12 protein-coding genes are annotated in these 17,696 nt (G+C 65.0%); 5 read left to right on the forward strand and 7 right to left on the reverse strand.

Going from position 1 to position 17,696, the window contains the following annotated elements; genetic code table 11:
• Positions 1-12: 12 nt before the first annotated feature.
• Complete coding sequence (locus I7X09_RS02820) at positions 13-1,035, reverse strand: YlbL family protein (protein ID WP_185564396.1); 1,023 nt, start codon at positions 1,033-1,035, stop codon at positions 13-15.
• 123 nt (positions 1,036-1,158) lie between these two features.
• Between I7X09_RS02820 and I7X09_RS02825 the strand changes: the two genes are divergently transcribed.
• The 3 genes from I7X09_RS02825 to I7X09_RS02835 all read left to right on the forward strand — a co-directional run bounded on the left by I7X09_RS02825 (position 1,159) and on the right by I7X09_RS02835 (position 4,947).
• A complete protein-coding gene (locus I7X09_RS02825) occupies positions 1,159-2,559 on the forward strand; it encodes a zinc-dependent metalloprotease (RefSeq protein ID WP_200315473.1) in 1,401 nt (466 codons plus the stop codon).
• Between the two features lie 101 nt (positions 2,560-2,660).
• Positions 2,661-3,599: a hypothetical protein gene (locus I7X09_RS02830; protein WP_200315475.1), complete on the forward strand. Its 939-nt coding sequence runs from the start codon at positions 2,661-2,663 to the stop codon at positions 3,597-3,599.
• A 4-nt stretch (positions 3,600-3,603) separates the two neighbouring features.
• Entirely contained in the window at positions 3,604-4,947 is a 1,344-nt protein-coding gene (locus I7X09_RS02835) for an ABC1 kinase family protein (protein ID WP_200315477.1), read from the forward strand.
• A gap of 26 nt (positions 4,948-4,973) precedes the next feature.
• Here I7X09_RS02835 and I7X09_RS02840 read toward each other — a convergent pair whose 3' ends face one another.
• Positions 4,974-5,297: a WhiB family transcriptional regulator gene (locus tag I7X09_RS02840; protein ID WP_095969131.1), complete on the reverse strand. Its 324-nt coding sequence runs from the start codon at positions 5,295-5,297 to the stop codon at positions 4,974-4,976.
• Positions 5,298-5,811: 514 nt separating this feature from the next.
• Positions 5,812-7,950, reverse strand: coding sequence for an ATP-dependent DNA helicase UvrD2 (locus I7X09_RS02845; RefSeq protein WP_124566383.1), 2,139 nt, complete (start codon positions 7,948-7,950; stop codon positions 5,812-5,814).
• Positions 7,951-8,053: 103 nt separating this feature from the next.
• Here I7X09_RS02845 and I7X09_RS02850 point away from each other — a divergent pair, with 103 nt between their 5' ends.
• Positions 8,054-8,311 (forward strand): mycoredoxin, encoded by a 258-nt coding sequence (locus tag I7X09_RS02850; protein WP_003942350.1) that lies wholly within the window; start codon positions 8,054-8,056, stop codon positions 8,309-8,311.
• 30 nt (positions 8,312-8,341) lie between these two features.
• Here I7X09_RS02850 and nudC read toward each other — a convergent pair whose 3' ends face one another.
• Complete coding sequence (nudC, locus tag I7X09_RS02855) at positions 8,342-9,241, reverse strand: NAD(+) diphosphatase (protein WP_200315479.1); 900 nt, start codon at positions 9,239-9,241, stop codon at positions 8,342-8,344.
• A 38-nt stretch (positions 9,242-9,279) separates the two neighbouring features.
• Positions 9,280-10,347 carry a potassium channel family protein gene (locus tag I7X09_RS02860; RefSeq protein ID WP_095969129.1) on the reverse strand — a complete coding sequence of 356 codons (1,068 nt, stop codon included), beginning with the start codon at positions 10,345-10,347 and terminating at the stop codon, positions 9,280-9,282.
• A 157-nt stretch (positions 10,348-10,504) separates the two neighbouring features.
• Between I7X09_RS02860 and I7X09_RS02865 the strand changes: the two genes are divergently transcribed.
• Positions 10,505-10,906, forward strand: coding sequence for a DoxX family protein (locus tag I7X09_RS02865; RefSeq protein ID WP_200315481.1), 402 nt, complete (start codon positions 10,505-10,507; stop codon positions 10,904-10,906).
• On the opposite strand, the gene I7X09_RS02870 is transcribed toward I7X09_RS02865, so the two are convergent.
• Entirely contained in the window at positions 10,903-14,295 is a 3,393-nt protein-coding gene (locus tag I7X09_RS02870) for an ATP-dependent helicase (RefSeq protein WP_200315483.1), read from the reverse strand. The two genes, I7X09_RS02865 and I7X09_RS02870, sit on opposite strands and share 4 nt — an antisense overlap.
• Complete coding sequence (locus tag I7X09_RS02875; RefSeq protein ID WP_200315485.1) at positions 14,296-17,658, reverse strand: ATP-dependent helicase; 3,363 nt, start codon at positions 17,656-17,658, stop codon at positions 14,296-14,298.
• Positions 17,659-17,696 lie beyond the last annotated feature (38 nt).

The following is a 17,696-nucleotide window of genomic DNA, read 5'->3' on the forward strand; positions in this document are numbered from 1 at the left end:
TGCAAACAGCTTTCAGCAGCGGGGTGCGTCGCCGCCCGTGTTGAGACTCTCGAGTGAGTCCACTGCGCCGGGCAGGTTGTCGACCTTGACGAGCCGAAGCCCGTCCGGCGCATTCTGTTTCGCCTCGTCACAGTTCTGGGCCGGCACGAGGAAGGTCTCCGCACCGGCTTCGGAGGCGGCGATCAACTTGTACCGAATGCCGCCGATCGGACCGACTTCGCCGGCGGAGTCGATGGTGCCCGTCCCGGCCACGAACTTTCCGCCGTTGAGCTCCCCCGGAGTCAGCTTGTCGACCAAGGCGAGTGTGAACATCAGTCCGGCAGAGGGACCGCCGATGTCGGCGAGATTGAACTGCACGGTGAAGGGAACGTCCGGGACCTCGTTCGGCGTGACGCCGAGGTAACCCGATTCGGGCTTGTTGGGCCGCGCCCCGACCGTGACCGGCACAACGGTCTCCACACCCTCACGAAGGACAGTGACGTCGATCGCGGTGCCGGGCGCGATCTCACCGACCGTGTCCTGAACGCCGGTGATGGTGGTTACCGGAGTGTCGCCGATCTTGACCAGGACGTCGCCCTCTTGCAGGGCACCCGCAGCGGGGCCGTCCGGAGTCACCTTGGACACAGTGAGTGCCACCGGCTTGCCGAGAAAGTGCAGTGCAGCCAACTCGGCGCTGTCCTCGGACTGCTGGAAATCGGCGGTGTTGGCCTGCTGGATCTCTTCCTTCGACTTCTCGGGCGGATAGATCTCCGAGCGTGGGACGAGTCCGTTGCTGCCACTCGCCCACAGCCCGAACGCTTCGAAGATGTTGAGGCCGTCGCGAACCGACACCGTTGTCATGTTGAGGTTGCCGTCGGTGGGATCGACCTCGGTCCCCTGGATGTCGACGACGGGCTTACCGTCGACGTCGCCGAGCGTGTTGAAGGTGGGGCCCGGACCGAGTGCGACATAAGGAACAGTGACCATTGTTCCGACGACTCCCAACACGACGATGGGTGCGAGTGCGGCCAAGAGCGTCACTATCCGTCGATTCACCTGATCCAGAGTAAAGCGCGACGGCACCGGAGCACCGATCGCACCGCCTGAGCGCCGCGCGTGTTCGCCGTCAGCGTGACTCGGAGGGCGACTCCGACCGCTCGAGCCTTGTACCGTTGAGGTATGAGCAATATGCCGTTCGGCTTCTCCAACTCCGACGACGATCCCGATCGCGACAAGAACGCGGCGGGTGGCAATCCGTTCGGGGGTGGTGACATGCCGTTCGGGTTCGGCGCGGGCGGTGAGGGATTCGATCCGGCTCAACTCGGCCAGATGCTCACCCAGTTCGGGCAGATGCTGAGCGGAATGGGCTCGTCGATGGGCCAGGGCGGTACGTCCGGCCCGGTCAACTACGACATCGCCAAGAAGCTGGCACGCCAACAGATCGGATCGGTCACACCGATCACCGAGGGCAACGTCAAGGCGATCGCCGACGCCGCGCACCTGGCCGAGATGTGGCTGGACGCCGCGACAACGCTCCCGGCCGGAGCGAGCCGCACTCTCGCCTGGACTCCCAACGACTGGCTCGACAACACGATCGACACGTGGAAGCGACTCTGCGATCCGGTGGCCGAGAAGGTAGCGGGCATGTGGGTCCAAGGACTTCCCGCCGAAGCGCAGCAGATGGCGGGCCCGATGCTGGGCATGCTCGGCCAGATGGGTGGACTCGCGTTCGGCTCGCAATTGGGCCAGGCACTCGGCCAACTGTCCACCGAGGTGCTCTCCTCCACTGACATCGGCTTGCCCCTCGGACCCGAAGGCACCGCGGCCCTTCTCCCCGCTGCGGTTCAGGCGTTCAGTGAGGGTCTCGAACAGCCGCATCAGGAAGTTCTCGTGTTCCTCGCCGCACGTGAAGCGGCCCATCAGCGCCTCTACAGTCACGTTCCGTGGCTGCGCCAGCGTGTTCTCGCCACAGTCGAGGAGTACGCCCGCGGGATCACGATGGACTTCTCGGCGATGGAAGAGTTTGCCAAGGACCTCGACCCCTCCGCTCTCACCGATCCGAGCAAGCTCGAGGCGCTGATGCAGCAGGGCACGTTCGAGCCGCAGAACACTCCGGAGCAGAAGGCTGCTCTCGAGCGTCTCGAGACGCTGCTTGCACTGGTCGAGGGTTGGGTCGAGACGGTGGTCACCGCCGCACTCGGCGAGCGACTGCCCGGTGTTGCCGCGATGAGCGAGACGTTGCGTCGTCGCCGTGCCACCGGCGGCCCCGCCGAACAGACCTTTGCGACGCTGGTCGGACTCGAACTTCGTCCTCGCAAGGTCCGCGAAGCGGCCGGATTGTGGCAGAAGCTCACCGCGGAAGCCGGTATGGATACTCGCGACGGCGTCTGGTCACATCCCGACCTGATGCCTGATTCGAGCGATCTCGACGCACCGGACGGGTTCGTCGCCCGTGTCCTCGGCGGCGGCGACACCGGCAATTTCGACGACCCGATCGCCCAGCTCGAAGCCGTCCTGGCAAAAGAGCGTGCGGCCGAGGAAGCGATGGACAAGACCCGCGAGGACGACGAAGGCAAGTAATCTCTTCGTGACACATTTTCGCAGATCAGCCACGATGACGGCCTGTGGATAACTGCCGCTGAGGCAGACTCGCGGGACGTACGCCATGCCAGCATCGAACGATGACCGGTGACAGGCAACAAGACGCCACACAGAACAGCACTTCACAGCGATCCGCGGGACCCCGATGGGACCCGCGGATCGCTGTTCTGTCGCGCCCGGACGGTCGACTGCAGCTGGGATGGACACCCGGACGTGCCGTCCTGCTGACGCTGCCTGCCGGGGTCGATGCTCGCGCGGTGAAGTCGATCCTGCGCACGATGGACGGCTCGAAATCCCGCGCGGCCATCCTCTGGGAAGCGTCGAGGCGCGGGATTCCCACGTCGGTGACGGAGCAGTTTCTCGCGCAACTCGCCGATTCCGGTTTCGTCCACACTGCCCGCAGAAACACCGCGACGGTCCGGATCCACGGCGTCGGTCCACTCTCGGACGCCGTCGAGCGCGCACTGGTCACCGGCGGGGTCAGCACGCGCCGCTCGCGCGGGTATCGCAACACCGATGTCGTGCGCTCGTGGAACGAGCAACTGGTGGTCCTGGCCGACGACGTCGTCACCGATCCACGTTTGGTGAGCGATCTCGTTCGCTGCGGACTCCCCCACCTTTCCGTCCGCATCCGGGACGGTAACGGCGTGGTCGGCCCTCTGGTCCTGCCTGGTCGGTCGAGTTGCCTGCGGTGCGCCGACATCATCCGATCCGAACTCGACCCTCATTGGCTTCATCTGTCCGCGCAGCTACTCGGCAGCGCGGGTCACGCGGAATCAGCGATGATCCATGCAAGTGTCGCGCTCGCCCTGGCCGAGATCGACGCGACTCTCGGTGCCCTGGACCTACCCGGTGTCGAGGACCTGCCCAGTGCGGCTACTGCGGCCAGTCTGTCGTCGACGCTCGAGATCGCGCTGCGTCCGTATCGGATCACAACCAGGCGCTGGCCTCGGCAAATATCCTGCAGTTGCCAATACCTGGCACCTGTTTCGGGCAAAGGACGCCCCAGTCAGACATGATGGTGTGGTGTCCGAGATCCCACGCAAGAGTTCTGCCCGTACTGCCAAACTCGCGAGCATCCCCTTGGGGATGGCTGGTCGCGCCGCCATGGGCTTCGGACGCAAGCTCGCCGGCGGCGACAAAGGCGAGATCGACGCGCAGTTGAGCGCGAAGGCCGCCGAGCAACTGTTCGCGGTGCTGGGCGAACTCAAGGGCGGCGCGATGAAGCTGGGCCAAGCGCTCAGCGTCATGGAGGCGGCAATTCCGGAGGAATTCGCGGAGCCGTACCGCGAGTCGCTGAACAAGCTTCAGGCCGCCGCCCCGCCACTGCCGACAAAGCAAGTACACAAGATGCTCGACCAGCAACTCGGAACCAAGTGGCGTGACCGATTCCAGTCGTTCGACGACGAACCGACCGCGTCGGCCAGCATCGGGCAGGTTCACCGAGCGGTCTGGGCCGACGGCCGCGACGTGGCCGTGAAGGTTCAGTACCCCGGCGCCGACGAAGCTCTGCGCGCCGATCTCAAGACCTTGGGCAGATTTGCCGGCCTGTTCGGTTCGGTCATGCCGGGGGTCGATGTGCGGCCCGTGATCGAGGAGTTCACCGCTCGCACGGAGGAAGAACTCGACTATCGGATCGAGGCGAACAATCAGCGAGCTTTTGCCAAAGAGTTCGACGGCGATCCGCAGTTCGTGATCCCGCACGTCGTGGCGAGCGCGCCGAAAGTGGTCGTGACCGAATGGATGACGGCAACCCCGCTGACCAGAATCATCGAGAGCGGAACGCCGGAGCAGCGCAATGCTGCCGGTGCACTGCTCGCCGAATTCCACTTCGCGTCTCCGGCCCGTGTCGGCTTGCTCCACTGTGACCCGCACCCCGGCAACTTCATGCTTCTCGAAGACGGTCGACTCGGCGTCATCGACTTCGGTGCTGCTGCGCCGTTCCCGAACGGGCTGCCGCGGGTTCTCGGCACGATGGTGCGCTTGGCGGTCGAGGAACAATTCGACGAATTGACGGAGTTGTTGCGCGCCAACGGTTTCGTGATTCCTGGACGCACAGTGACCGACAAGGAGATCGCGGATTACCTGCGACCATTCACCGACCCGATCCAGACCGAGTCATTTCACTTCACTCGAGCGTGGCTGCAAAAGGCCGCCGGAACTGCCACTGACTTCAACAGTGCGCAGTTCCGAACGGCCCGTGCACTCAACCTTCCGGCCGAGTATTTGATGATCTTTCGTGTTCTTCTCGGTTCGGTCGGCATATGCGCCCAGTTGGACGCATATGCCCCGTACATGGAAATCCTGACTCGCTGGTTGCCAGGGTTCGCGGAGCCGGTTCTGGATGAAACCGGCTCCGCCGAATAAGACACCGGCTCCGCCGAACAGGGCTCTCACGCGCACACAAGTTGCTTGCGTGGGCGCCCTCTCGGTCTCTTGCGCGCTATGACGGCCCCCTGATCGAGGATCTCGCCTCCCCACACCCCCCATGGCTCGGCGCGGTCGAGAGCCGCACTGAGACAACGGGAACGGATGGGGCACTGCGCGCACAGTGCCTTGGCCTGCTCGAGTTCGGCCGGAGCTTCGGCGAACCAGAGATCGGGGTTGGATGCCCGGCACGGCAGGTCGCGGCGGGTGGACGCGGCCTCGATGAACGTGACTGCAGCCGAAGTGACGTCGGTGGAAGTTACTGCAGTGGTGGAGTTTTCGGATTCCACGCGGATTGTCTGGGCAGACAACTCGGTCTCCTAGTGCTCGGATGCGAAACTGTGTCGCACGATATGGGTTCGATGGGTGCGAACCTGAGCCGAGTCGGAAACCAGATCAAGAGGAGTATCCAACACAAAGGCCACGGTCCGCAGGGGCTGCGGGTCCGTGGCCGTAAGTGAACGGATGTGTCCTACCGAGGAATACCTCGATGGCTTAAGAACACGGACTCGACAGCTGCTTTCTTTGCTGCTGCTTGAGGGCGCAGGCGGAACGCATGCTGCGCCCATCCCGCTGCACGCGGCAGCATGGGGGCGGCAACAGCGAACTTTGCGCTTGCGCACGCTTCGTAAGAGATCAAGTTCGTCATTTTTTTCGCCACCTCCATTTCGTGTCGGTCCGGATAGTTTCTGCGCACAGGTTGCCCCGTAACACTGAAAACCAGAGTAGAGAATCCGTCGAATCTGCACAACCTATTTTTGACCTGCGGTTATGCAACTCACGGTTGTCGATTCGGATGTGTTGTCAGATATCGAGTGTTGCCGCTCGCAGTTCACCGCGAATGACAGCTAGTACGTCTTCGCCGAAATTGTCGAGTTTCTTCGGCCCGATTCCGGGAATCGAGACCAGTCCACGATTGTCTTGTGGTCGTTGTTCGGCAATAGCCATCAGCGTGTTGTCGCTGAAGACGACATAAGCCGGAACTTTGAGTTCTCGGGATTTGTCCAGACGCCAAGCCTTGAGATGTTCGAGCAATTCCAGGTCGACATTGGACGGGCACTTCTCGCAGCGTCCGAGCATTGTCGCCGACGTCCCGATCAACGGTTTGCCGCAGACTCGGCAACGCGGACGCTTCTTGTTCCCCGACGACGGCGCGGCTACGCGTGAAGCCGGTGAGTCCTCGGGAATGAGCCCGTTGAGGAACCTCGACCGGCGACGGGACTTGCGGCCACCCTCGTTGCGAGCCAATGCCCACGACAGCTGCAGATGCTCGCGGGCGCGAGTAACCCCCACGTACAGAAGCCGGCGCTCCTCCTCCACGGCGACGTCGTCGGCGCCCGAATTGGCGTCGCCGAGAACGTGTTGGATCGGCAGCGTGCCGTCATTGAGGCCGACCAGGAACACCGCATCCCATTCGAGGCCCTTGGCGGCGTGAAGCGAAGCCAATGTCACGCCCTGCACGGTCGGTGGGTGCCGCGCCTCGGCTCGGGCTGTGAGCTCTTGCAGAAGCCCGGTGAGCGACAGTTCGGGTTCGTGGACGAGTTGTTCTTCGGTCAGCGCCACGAGAGCCGAGAGCGACGCCCAGCGCTCGCGGGCCTGGGTGCCCGAAGGTTCTTCATTGGTCAGACCGAGTGGTGCGAGTACAGCACGAACCAGTGACACCAGTGCTTCGCCGTTGTCTGCGCCTTCGGGGAGGTCGTCTCGTCCAGCAGCCTGACGCAGCGCCGCCACCGCCTGACGAACCTCGGTGCGAGTGAAGAAGCCCTCGCCGCCACGCACCTGGAACGGGATGCCGAGCTTGGTGAGTGCCTGCTCGTGCGCCTCGGACTGAGCATTGATCCGGTACAGAACAGCGATCTCGGCGGCGGGGGTGCCTGCCGCGATCAGCCGTTTGATCGCCCGCGCAACCCCGAGTGCCTCGGCCGGCTCGTCGTCGAACTCCATGAACTCCGGTTCAGGGCCCGGTGCTCGTTGCCCGATCAACTGCAGGCGCGTCCCGGCGATCCGCCCGCGCGCCGCACCGATCACACGGTTGGCCAACGACACGACCTCAGGGGTGGAGCGGTAGTCCCGTTCGAGCCGAACGACGGTCGCTTCGGGGAACTTCCGGGAGAAGTCCAACAGATAGTTCGGGGTGGCGCCGGTGAAGGAGTAGATGGTCTGATTCGCATCGCCCACCACGGTCAGGTCGTCGCGGTCCCCCAGCCACGCGTCGAGCACGCGCTGCTGCAGCGGGGTGACGTCTTGATACTCGTCGACCACGAAGCAGCGATACCGCTCGCGGAACTCGTCGGCAACCGTCGAATGCTCTTCGAGCGCAGCCGCTGTGTGAAGGAGGAGATCGTCGAAATCGAGGAGCATGCCGTCCTGGCCGCGAGCCTTCAGTTCTTCGTATGCCGCGTAGACCTGGGCCACCTTGGCAGCATCGACCGGCGCCTCGCGACGAATCTTGGCTATCGCGCGTGGGTAGTCCTCCGGCGCGATCAGCGACGCCTTGGACCATTCGATTTCACTGGCGAGGTCGCGGACGCTTTCCGTGCTGGTGGACAGTCCCACCCGGGCCGCGGCACTGCTCACGACCGCGAACTTTCGATCGAGCAGACGCCACGGCGTGTCACCGACCACCTGCGGCCAGAAGTACTTCAGTTGCCGGAGGGCGGCCGCGTGAAAGGTACGAGCCTGCACCTGCGGCCCACTCCCACCGACGCCGAGCTCACGAAGACGCCCGCGCATTTCCCCGGCCGCACGCGCGGTGAATGTCACGGCAAGCACCTGCCCGGCCGACACATGACCGTCGGCAACCAGATGAGCGATCCGGCGCGTGATTGTTCGGGTTTTGCCTGTTCCAGCGCCCGCGAGGACGCACACCGGGCCGCGTGGCGCGAGCACGGCGGCCGATTGTTCTGGATCCAGTCCGGTGTCCGCAGGCATGGGGACCATCATGGCAGGACGTTCCGACACTCCGAACGCCGCGCCCGACGGTATGTGGGCAAGAGAACACGGCCCGATACGGAACAACGCTCACGGTCGTGGTGTTATATCGGCCGTGACTTCTACCGAAAATGCGCCTGCCCTGACCATCTACTCGACCACGTGGTGCGGCTACTGCCGCCGCCTCAAGACGCAGCTCAACGCGTCGGGGATCGAGTACACCGAGATCGACATCGAGAACGATCCGGCGGCAGCCGATTTCGTCGGCAGCGTCAACGGTGGCAATCACGTCGTTCCGACCGTGAAGTACGGAGACGGCAGCGTCGCGACCAACCCATCGCTCAACCAGGTCAAGCAGGCCCTGGGTCTGTAGATCTTCTCCGGCTGCTACTTGACCCGGCTCTTACTTGACCCAGCTCTCGAGCATTCCGCGAGCGATGGAGATCGACCCGGGCAGCAGCAGTGGCGCGTCCGCTTCCGAACCCCAGTCGCCGAGTTCGAGAGCGGAACGCACCTCGTCCTTCGTGAACCAGGTGCCCTCGGCGATCTCGCCGTCCGCGAACAGAAGCGGAGCGGCGGGGTCGCCGATTGCGGCGAAGCCCAACATGACCGATCGAGGGAACGGCCAGGGCTGGCTCCCGAGGTATCGCACGCTGTGCACGTCGATACCGACTTCTTCCTTGATCTCGCGGACAACGCAGGTTTCGAGAGACTCACCGGCCTCGACGAATCCCGCGAGAATCGAGAAACGTCGCTGCGGCCAGGTCGGCTGACGCGCGAGTAGAACTCGATCGCCGCCGTCGTGCACCAGGCAGATGACCGCCGGATCCGTTCGGGGAAACTCCTCGTGACCGGTGGACGTGGAAATGCGTGACCAACCGGACATGGTGGGTTCACTCGGTGCGCCGTCGATAGCGCTGAATCCGGCACTGTCGTGCCAGTTGAGGATCGCGACGGCACCGGTCAACAAGCCGGCGTCCGCGTCGTCGAGTGTTCCGCCGAGCATCCGCAGTTCGGACAACGTGCCGGCCAGCAGCGACACTCGCACCGCCCAGACGTGGCGATTCTCCCGAATTCCCAGGAACACCGCGCCGCGTACCGGCTCGGGCCCCAACTCGGTTGCCTCGGCGAAGACCAATTGACCTTCCGGCGACACCTTGACCTGCCCCCGTGAATTCACACGAAGGAGCAGCGCATCCGCCCAACCCGTCGTCAGTGCAGCGGCGTCCGACCGCAATTCCTCGGCGCGGCCGACGCTCGAGCGTGAGAGCAGCGGTGTTTCGGTCAGCTGGAAGTCGTTCACGCTCACGACATTACTGCGCGCACGAAGCTCGGTAACACTCAGTTCGTGACGCGGCGGATGTACAGCAGGCGATCGTTCTCCTCGACAGCGTCCACCTCGGGCGAACCGACGCGAACCAGGCGGCCGTCGCGAACGACGCCGAGCACGATGTCGGAGAGATGACGCGGAGAGCCGCCGACCTCGTCGCGCTCGACTGCGCGCTCGGCGATCGCGAATCCGGCTTCCGGAGTCAGAAGGTCTTCGATCATCTCCACGACAGTCGGCGTCGTGGTCGCGATGCCGAGGAGCCGACCTGCCGTCTCCGAGGAGACGACGACGGAGTCCGCACCGGACTGACGCAGCAGATGCGCATTGTCGGCTTCACGGATGGCCGCGGCAATCTTCGCTTTGGGTGCGATTTCCCTCGCAGTCAGGGTTACCAGAACGGCTGTGTCGTCACGATTCGTGGCCACGATGATCGACGACGCGTTCTGTGCGCCGGCCAAGCGAAGTACGTCCGATTTCGTCGCCGAACCGAACACCGTCACCAGGCCCTTGCTCGCCGCAGAATCGAGGACGGTCTGATCGGTGTCCACGACCACGATCTCCGACGCCGGTACTCCGTCACCGAGCATTGCTTCGATTGCCGTCCGCCCCTTGGTCCCGTATCCGACGACGACGGTGTGATTACGCACGTGCTGCCTCCAACGCTGAATTTTGAACGCCTGACGCGAACTCTCGGTCAGAGCTGAAAGTGTGGTTCCGACCAACACGATCAAGAAGAAGATTCGAAGTGGCGTGATCAACAGGACGTTGACCAGGCGCGCCGACGGCGTGAACGGAGTGATGTCGCCGTAGCCGGTGGTCGAAAGCGAAACCGTCGCATAGTAGATGCAGTCGAGCAGCGAAAGCTCGTTGTCCTGCGCGTCGCGGTATCCGGCGCGATCGATGTACACGATCAAGACGGCGGCGGCGAGAGCACCGAGAGCGATGAGAACTCGCTTGTAGATGGCCCGCGCCGGGCTGGTCTGTAGCTGGGGAATGCGCAGCACCCCGACAAGGGCGAAGTCAGGCTGATCGGTCAATGCTTCCGACCTGGTCAAACGCGCCCGGAGCTTACCGGCCATACATCGACTCTCTCACTCGAATTTACGAAATAACTACACGGACATCGGCAGGCAGCGTAACCCTCGAAGATCGACTTCGGAACTCGGGCGCCCATTAGCGCACCGGTTGTGGGCGCCGATACTGGCAAGAAGGTCCACCGTGAGGCAGGCTGGGCAAATGCCTTTCACCAGTTCGACGTCCACTCCCGGCCAAGCAGCAGCTCTTCGCTTGTCGGCCCTCCTACTCGGCGCCGGCACCATGCATTTCGTAGCGCCTTCCTTCTTCGACAGCACCGTTCCCCGCCAGCTTCCCGGCCAAGCGCGCACCTATACCCAGGTGTCGGGCGTCGCGGAACTGGCGATCGGCGCTGCCTTGGCCGTGCCGAAGACCCGCAAGCTCGGCGCGGGCCTTGCCGCCGCGCTCTTTGTTGCCGTGTTCCCCGCCAACATCCAGATGGCGATCGACTGGTGCCGAAGCCCGAAGACGTCCACACCGCAGAAGATCGGTTCGATCGCACGTCTCCCCCTGCAGGTTCCGCTGGTGACCGAAGCACTCAAGGCTCGTCGAAACGCAAGCTAATCTTGCGCGCCTGCCGTTCGGATGAGGCGAGCGAGAGCCTCACCGTCCGGCAGGTTCTCGGGTGCGATGGTGCGACCCGATCGAACGTAGTGAAACGCCGCCCGCACCTTGTCGGCCGGAAACTGTTCGTTGCGCCCGGCCGAACGAGCTCTGGCCGACATCAATTCGGCCCAGGCCACCCGGTACGCGGCCAACTGCATCACAACAGCGTCCTCGTTGGCGGCCGACGGTTCGGCACCGGTCTTCCAGTCGATCACCGTCCACCCGCCGTCGGGATCGGCGAACACCGCATCGATCCGACCTCGCAAAACGGTTCCGGCAATGGATGTTTCGAAGGGAACCTCCACTTCGATCGGGCTGCGATTGGCCCACGGGGACCGCAGGAACGCATCCTGAAGTTTCACCAGATCGGTCTCGGGACCCGCGCCGGTATCCGCGGCGCCTGGTAGCTCGTCGAGATCCAACAGCCGGGTCGCACCGAACCTTCGCTCGATCCAGGCGTGAAAAGCCGTGCCTCGCCGAGCGAGCGGATTCGGTGGGTACGGCAGTGGCCTACGCAGCCGTGCCGCGAGTTCGTCCGGATCCGCTTTGAGGTCGACGAGCTGAGTCACCGAAAGCTGCGCCGGGAGAATCACTTCGGCACGCGCGTTCGCCCGGGCCTCACGCTCGGCCAGGAGCACGTCGACATCCGAGGCCCAGTTCTCCGGATCGTCCTCCGGTTCTTCCGTCTCCTCGCTGTCGTTCGGCAGCGATGCGAGAGCGGACAGGACGCTCGCGGCTCCGGCCTCGACGGCGCCGCGGCGCGCACCCAGCGGATCTGGCGGCCACTGCGCGGTTCGGGGCGTGGAGGCCAACGGGTTCTCGGTGTCGGGTTCCGGGGCCGGTGCCCATTCCTCCACGACGCCGATCGCACGGTGCGAGTCTTCTACACCGGGATCGTTTTCGGCAGTGACCATCTGATGCAGCTCGTCCAGGAACTCCGAAGGCCCCTTCGGTTCCGAACCGGATTCCGCCCAGTGGTGAGCCGAGATGAACAGCGCCCGTTCGGTTCTGGTCAGCGCGACGTAGAACAACCGCCGATCCTCGTCCAGTCGACGGTTGGACAGCGCCTTCTTGTGCGCCGTGATGGCATTCTCGAGGTCCTTGCGGTTGTACAACTCCTCGAGGTCGAGCACGGGCACACCGTCCGCAGAATCCGCGTCGACGGCCCGGTCACCGCGCAACGACGGTGGCAGTTCGGCGAGCGCCCCGAGCCACGATCCGGACGCTGTGGACGAGGGGAAAACCCCGTCGCTGACATGCGGGATCGCCACCACTTCCCATTCGAGCCCCTTAGCCGAGTGCACGGTCAAGATCTGGACCCGATCCGGCGCCACCTCCACTTCGCCTGGCGTGAGGCCCTTTTCGATCTGTTCGGCGGCCGCGAAGAAAGCCAGCATCCCGGTCAGATTGGCCGTTGGGCGCGTCGCGTAGTTAGCGACAACGTCGGCAAATGCGTCGAGATGCTCGCGGCCCGCGGTCCCGACGACACCGACGCGGGTCCGCGCGCCCGCCTCGATTCCGATCCCGAGCACCCGCTCGACCTCCGCCACCAATTCGGTGAGCGGCTGGCCGATACGTTCGCGCAACGACGCCAACTCTGCCGCTATCGCGTTGATGCGTGTGTACCCGAGAGCCGAATAGCGTTCTGCCGGGCCTGGATCGGAGATCGAGTCGACCAATCCTGCTTGCTCGGCGTTCTCCCCGGGCAGAGCATCGTGGACCGCCGAGGTGAGCGCCTCGGCGTCGGTGACCGCACCCGCCGTTCCGTATCCCGCGGAGATGGCAAGTTCGCGGGAGCGTTGAGAGAGTGCGGCGAGATCCTTCGCGCCGATCTGCCATCGCGCGCCGGTGAGCAGCCGAACGGCAGCGCTGCCCGCCAGCGGATCGGCGACCACCCGGAGCATGGCGATCACGTCAGCCACCTCCGGTGTGTGCAGGAGCCCACCGAGTCCGACCACTTCGACCGGCAGACCCTTGGACCGCAAGGCTTCGGCCAGCGGAGCAGCATCGGCATTCCGGCGGATCAACACAGCCGCCGTGGGTGTCGGGCGGTCTTCGGCACGTGCCGCCTCGTATTCTCCGGCGATCTTCTCCGCCACCCACTGACGTTCCTGCTCGACGTCGCCCAGCAACGCCAGTCGAACGTCTCCGGCGACGGCTCCCGGCCGCGCGCGCAGGGTACTGACGGCCACGCCCCGTCGACGCAACGGCGCCGAAGACAGGTTGGCCAGCTCGAGAGCCTCCGGCGGGTTACGCCAACTGGTGAGCAGTTCGAGTGTCGGAGCCGGTTTTCCGTTGGCAAGCGGGAAGTCGGTTGCGAACCGCGGCAGGTTGGCCGCCGACGCGCCGCGCCAACCGTAGATCGACTGCATCGGATCACCGACGGCCGTCAACGCCAAGCGGCCGTCGGCTCCCCCACCGAACAACGAGGACAACAACACTCGCTGAGCGTGACCGGTGTCCTGGTACTCGTCGAGAAGAACTACCCGAAAGCGCTCACGCTCGGTCTGCCCGACCTCGGGATGCTCGGAGGCGACCCGGGCCGACAGTGACATCTGGCTGCCGAAATCCAAAGCGCCTTCACGCCGCAGCGTCTCAGCCAGCCGGGCGACGAGAGGCAACAGCTCGATGCGCTTATGTTGCACGTCAAGGTAATTCAAGAGCTCTTTGCTCGGTCCACCCCGCTGTTTCGGGCCGGCAGGCAGAGTGTGGATCAGCTTGTCCAACTCGGTGTGTGCCTCGAGCAACTGCTCGGGATCGACCAGATGCTCCGCCAACTGACCGGAAAGGGCCAGGACGGTTTCGGTGATGGACCCAGGATTCTTGTCGGTGTCCAGATCGCTGTCCCAACCGCTCACGACGCGGTGCGCAACCTGCCACAGTTCGGTCTCCGACAACAGCGTCGCCGAGGGCTCGATGGGCAAGAGGAGTCCGTGTTCGGACAGCAACCGTCCCGCGTACGCGTGGTAGGTACTGACTTCGGGTTCGCCGGCCAGAATCCGGGAACGCACTCCGCCGGTCGGGTCGAGTGCCCGCAGAACGTCCGAACCCGCCAGCCGCGCCAAGCGCTTGCGGATTCGCGAGGTGAGCTGTTGCGCAGCTTTACGCGTGAAGGTGAGGCCCAGAACCGCCTCGGGATCGACGAAGCCGTTGGCCACCAGCCACACGACGCGAGCAGCCATCGTTTCGGTCTTACCGGCGCCGGCACCGGCGACCACCAACGTCGGACCGAGCGGTGCGGCGATCACTGCCGCTTGCTCGGGCGTCGGCGGGTGCTGACCGAGCGCAACCGCCAGGTCGACGGGGTCGATCTTCGGTCGGCGCGCCTTGGGCGTTGCGGCAGCCACTTAGTTACTCACCTGTCGTCCCTCGTCGTGTGCCGGGCAACTCGACCGCACCGGGCAATGTCTACATCCGTCGTTGACGCGGGCCAGGTATTCGGGTCCCTGCGTCGCTGCCGCAGCATTGTGAATGACGTCTCGCCACATCTCGACGGCCTCGGCAGTCAGCGGCGGCTGAACTCGCTGCGCCGCACCGTCTTTCTTGTTGGACTTGGCCACGAATACCAGGCGTGCACCGCCGGGTTGTGTGGCCGGTTCGCCTGCAATCGCACCTTCGGCCGCTGCGACCTGGTACGCCGCCAACTGCGCGTGAGATTGCGCGGCCTCGTTGCTGACGGGGTTTCGCGCAGTCTTGACGTCGACAACCACCGGACGACCTTCGGTGTCGCGCTCGAGCCGGTCGATCCGGCCGCGAAGCTTGACCGCGGGCGCGCCTTCTTCGCGCGGTTCGAGGACCCCCTCGACCGCGACCTCGACGCCGACTTCGGTCAGTTCACCGCGAGTTGCATTCATCCAAGCGGTGAACGTCGCCAGCATCTCCCGAGTTCGGTTCAGCTCACGGCGCGAATACCACTGCGACCCCAGGTCTATCGATTCCCAAGCATTTTCGAGCGCCTTCTCGACCTGGTCCGGCGGAATCCTACCGGCCAGCGCCTGGACCAGGGTATGGACGAGAGTGCCGGCGATCGCGTGAGTATTGTCTCCGTCGCTGCCGCCATGACGCTCGAACACCCATCGGAGCGGGCATGTTTCGAGAAGCTCGATGGTGGACGGCGAGAGTGACACCGGTCCGTCCTCGGGTTGCCACATGGGATCCGCGGTGCTCGGCTCGGCTGTGCCGTACCACTGATCCGGATGCGCGCCTCGTACTCCGGCGGCAGCCAGACGCGCCAACTGGCGAGCTGCACGGGAATGCTTCTCTGGGTCGAAATGCGCGATGTCGGGATCACACACCACACTGCGAAGCTGTGCGACCAGCGCGGGCAGCGACAGAACCCGGGTATCCCCGGTCTCGGGTGCAACGACGTCGAGATCGGACGTCGGATCATCCGAATACGCGTCGCCACGGATCAACTCGTCCACGAAACGCGAAGGCACCAGATCGGTGTCACCCGAAGCCGACTCGACCGCGGTGATCAGCAGGCGGCGACGAGCACGGCTACAGGCGACAAGGAACAACCGGCGTTCCTCGGCCAGCAGCGGCGCGGTTCGAGAGAGTCGTTCGGCGGCCGAGTCACTGCCGTCAGAGACTCCGTTGACCAGGTCGATCAGTGCTTCGGTACGCAGCAGCGAGCCGCGTGCCCGCAAACTCGGCCAGAGCCCCTCCTGCACACCCGCCACCGCCACGACCGCCCATTCGCGCCCCGCTGCGGCGTGAGCGCTGACCACGGTGACGGCGTCGGGAGCGATGACCGATCGGCTCCGCGAGTCGGTCGGTATCTCCTGGCTGGTCAAGTAGTCGACGAAGCCGGCGAGTTGCGAACGCGGCAGCCGGTCGACGTAGTTGGCCGCGGCGTCGAAGAGCGCGACTACGGCGTCGAGGTCGCGATCGGCTTGTGAGCCGATCGGTCCCCCGCGCGCCGACGCAGCCGCCCAGCGTCGTTCGAGGCCCGTCGCCTGCCAGGCAGCCCACAGAACTTCCTCGACCCCGAGACCTCGCTCGAGCGGTACTCGGGCCTTGCGAAGGACCGACAGCACGCGATTCAGCGCAGCAGCCTCGACGTCCGTCAGTTTGCCCATGAGCCGCTTGGACTGCGCGCGATCCTCGTCGATCAGGATGAGCCGCAACAACTCCGACGAATCCCGATCACTTCCCGACGCCAACTCGACGCGGCGCAGACCACGACGCAGCCGGCGCAGGGTGACCGGTTCGGCGCCGCCGATGGGGCCGGCCATCAGGGCCAGGGCGTCGTCGCCGGTGAAGTGATCGCCGCCGAGCGCCCGGAGGACCAGCAGCAGGCCGGACACTCCGTGTTGCCGGGCGAGCGGCAACTCGGTGGCAGCAGTCGTCACGGGTACCCCCGCTGCGAGCAGAGCTCGCCGTAGCGGGGCAAGGGTGCGTGGGACCGAGCGCACGACAACCGCCATGTCGGACCACGCAATCCCGTCCAGCAGATGCGCCCGGCGCAAGGTATCTGCGACGACTGCCGCTTCCTTGGCCGTCGTACCGAGGACACGCACCGACGCCCGTCCCGGGTCCTCATCGGTGAGATCGGACGGAACCGCGATGCGGTGAGCGAGGTTGCCGGGCAGTCGCGCAGCGATCTTGGCCGCAATCGACGCGACGTCGGCATTGTTGCGAAACGTGGTGGGCAGGATGACTTGGCGCTCGTCTCCGCGCTCGGCGAGTTCGAGTAGAAAAGCCGAATCAGCACCGCGGAATCCGAAGACCGACTGATCGGGATCGCCGGCTACGACCGTGCCCGCAGTGCCGGTGCCGATCAGTCGAACCAGTTGCGCCGCCTGCGGATCCAGATGCTGTGCATCGTCGACCAAGAGGTGCCGGATACGGGCGCGCTCGGAGCGAAGGAGCTCGGGATCGGTGGCGAACGCCGTCAACGCCGCACCGATCAACTCAGCCGCGTCGAGTGCCGGCGCCGTGGCCTCCGGGGCCTCGACGCCCACGCTGCCACGCAGCAGCACACCCTGCTCGTAAGCCTCGGCGAAGCGGCCGGCCGCCACCCACTCGGGGCGGCCGCGCTTCTTGCCGAGCTTGACCAGATCTTCGGGACCGAGCCCGCGCTCGTTGGCGCGCAGCATCAAGTCTCTGAGTTCGACGGCAAAACCGTTCAAACCCAGCGCAGGACGCAGGCGCTCGGGCCAGCGCAGTGCGCCGTCCTCGATGTCCCCACGCAACATCTCGCGCAGTACCGAGTCCTGCTCGGCACCGGTGATCAATCGTGGCGGCGCGTTGCCGTGTGCGGCGGCTTGGAGCCGCAGCACGGCAAAGGCGTAGGAGTGAACGGTGCGTACCAGCGGCTCACGGGTTGCCTGCGGTCCGCGTTCCTGTTCGTACCCCAGCAATCCGGCTGTGATCTGCTCACGAACCTGCGTCGCAGCCCGACTGGATTGCGTCAGCACCAGGACCGATTCGGGGTCTTCGCCACCGGAGATCCTCTGCACCGCCAGATCCACGAGAAGGGACGTCTTGCCGGTTCCGGGGCTGCCGAGTACCTGCCAGGGATTCCAGGCGTCCGCCGAGCCGAATGAAGCAGGGCCGAACGCGAGCTGGAACGGATCATCGGACGGCGGCGCGAACAGCCGGGCCGTCCCTTCGTCCCATGTTCGGGGTGTCCGAGACGGCGCAGTTCGGTGCACCAACCGCGCCCGCGGAATGGTCACTTTGCTGCGTGTTGCCGTCTCACTCACCCAGGCATTCCACCAGAGCGCACCGACAACTCACACAT

The organism is Rhodococcus sp. P-2, from assembly GCF_016598535.1.
GTDB classification, from domain to species: domain Bacteria; phylum Actinomycetota; class Actinomycetes; order Mycobacteriales; family Mycobacteriaceae; genus Rhodococcus_F; species Rhodococcus_F baikonurensis.

Bases quoted from the DNA above. Each gene is read 5' to 3' on its own strand.
- I7X09_RS02825 (WP_200315473.1), top strand. From the start codon at position 1,159: ATGAGCAATATGCCGTTCGGCTTCTCCAACTCCGACGACGATCCCGAT.
- I7X09_RS02830 (WP_200315475.1), top strand. From the start codon at position 2,661: ATGACCGGTGACAGGCAACAAGACGCCACACAGAACAGCACTTCACAG.
- I7X09_RS02845 (WP_124566383.1), bottom strand. From the start codon at position 7,950: ATGATGGTCCCCATGCCTGCGGACACCGGACTGGATCCAGAACAATCG.
- I7X09_RS02860 (WP_095969129.1), bottom strand. From the start codon at position 10,347: ATGGCCGGTAAGCTCCGGGCGCGTTTGACCAGGTCGGAAGCATTGACC.
- I7X09_RS02865 (WP_200315481.1), top strand. From the start codon at position 10,505: ATGCCTTTCACCAGTTCGACGTCCACTCCCGGCCAAGCAGCAGCTCTT.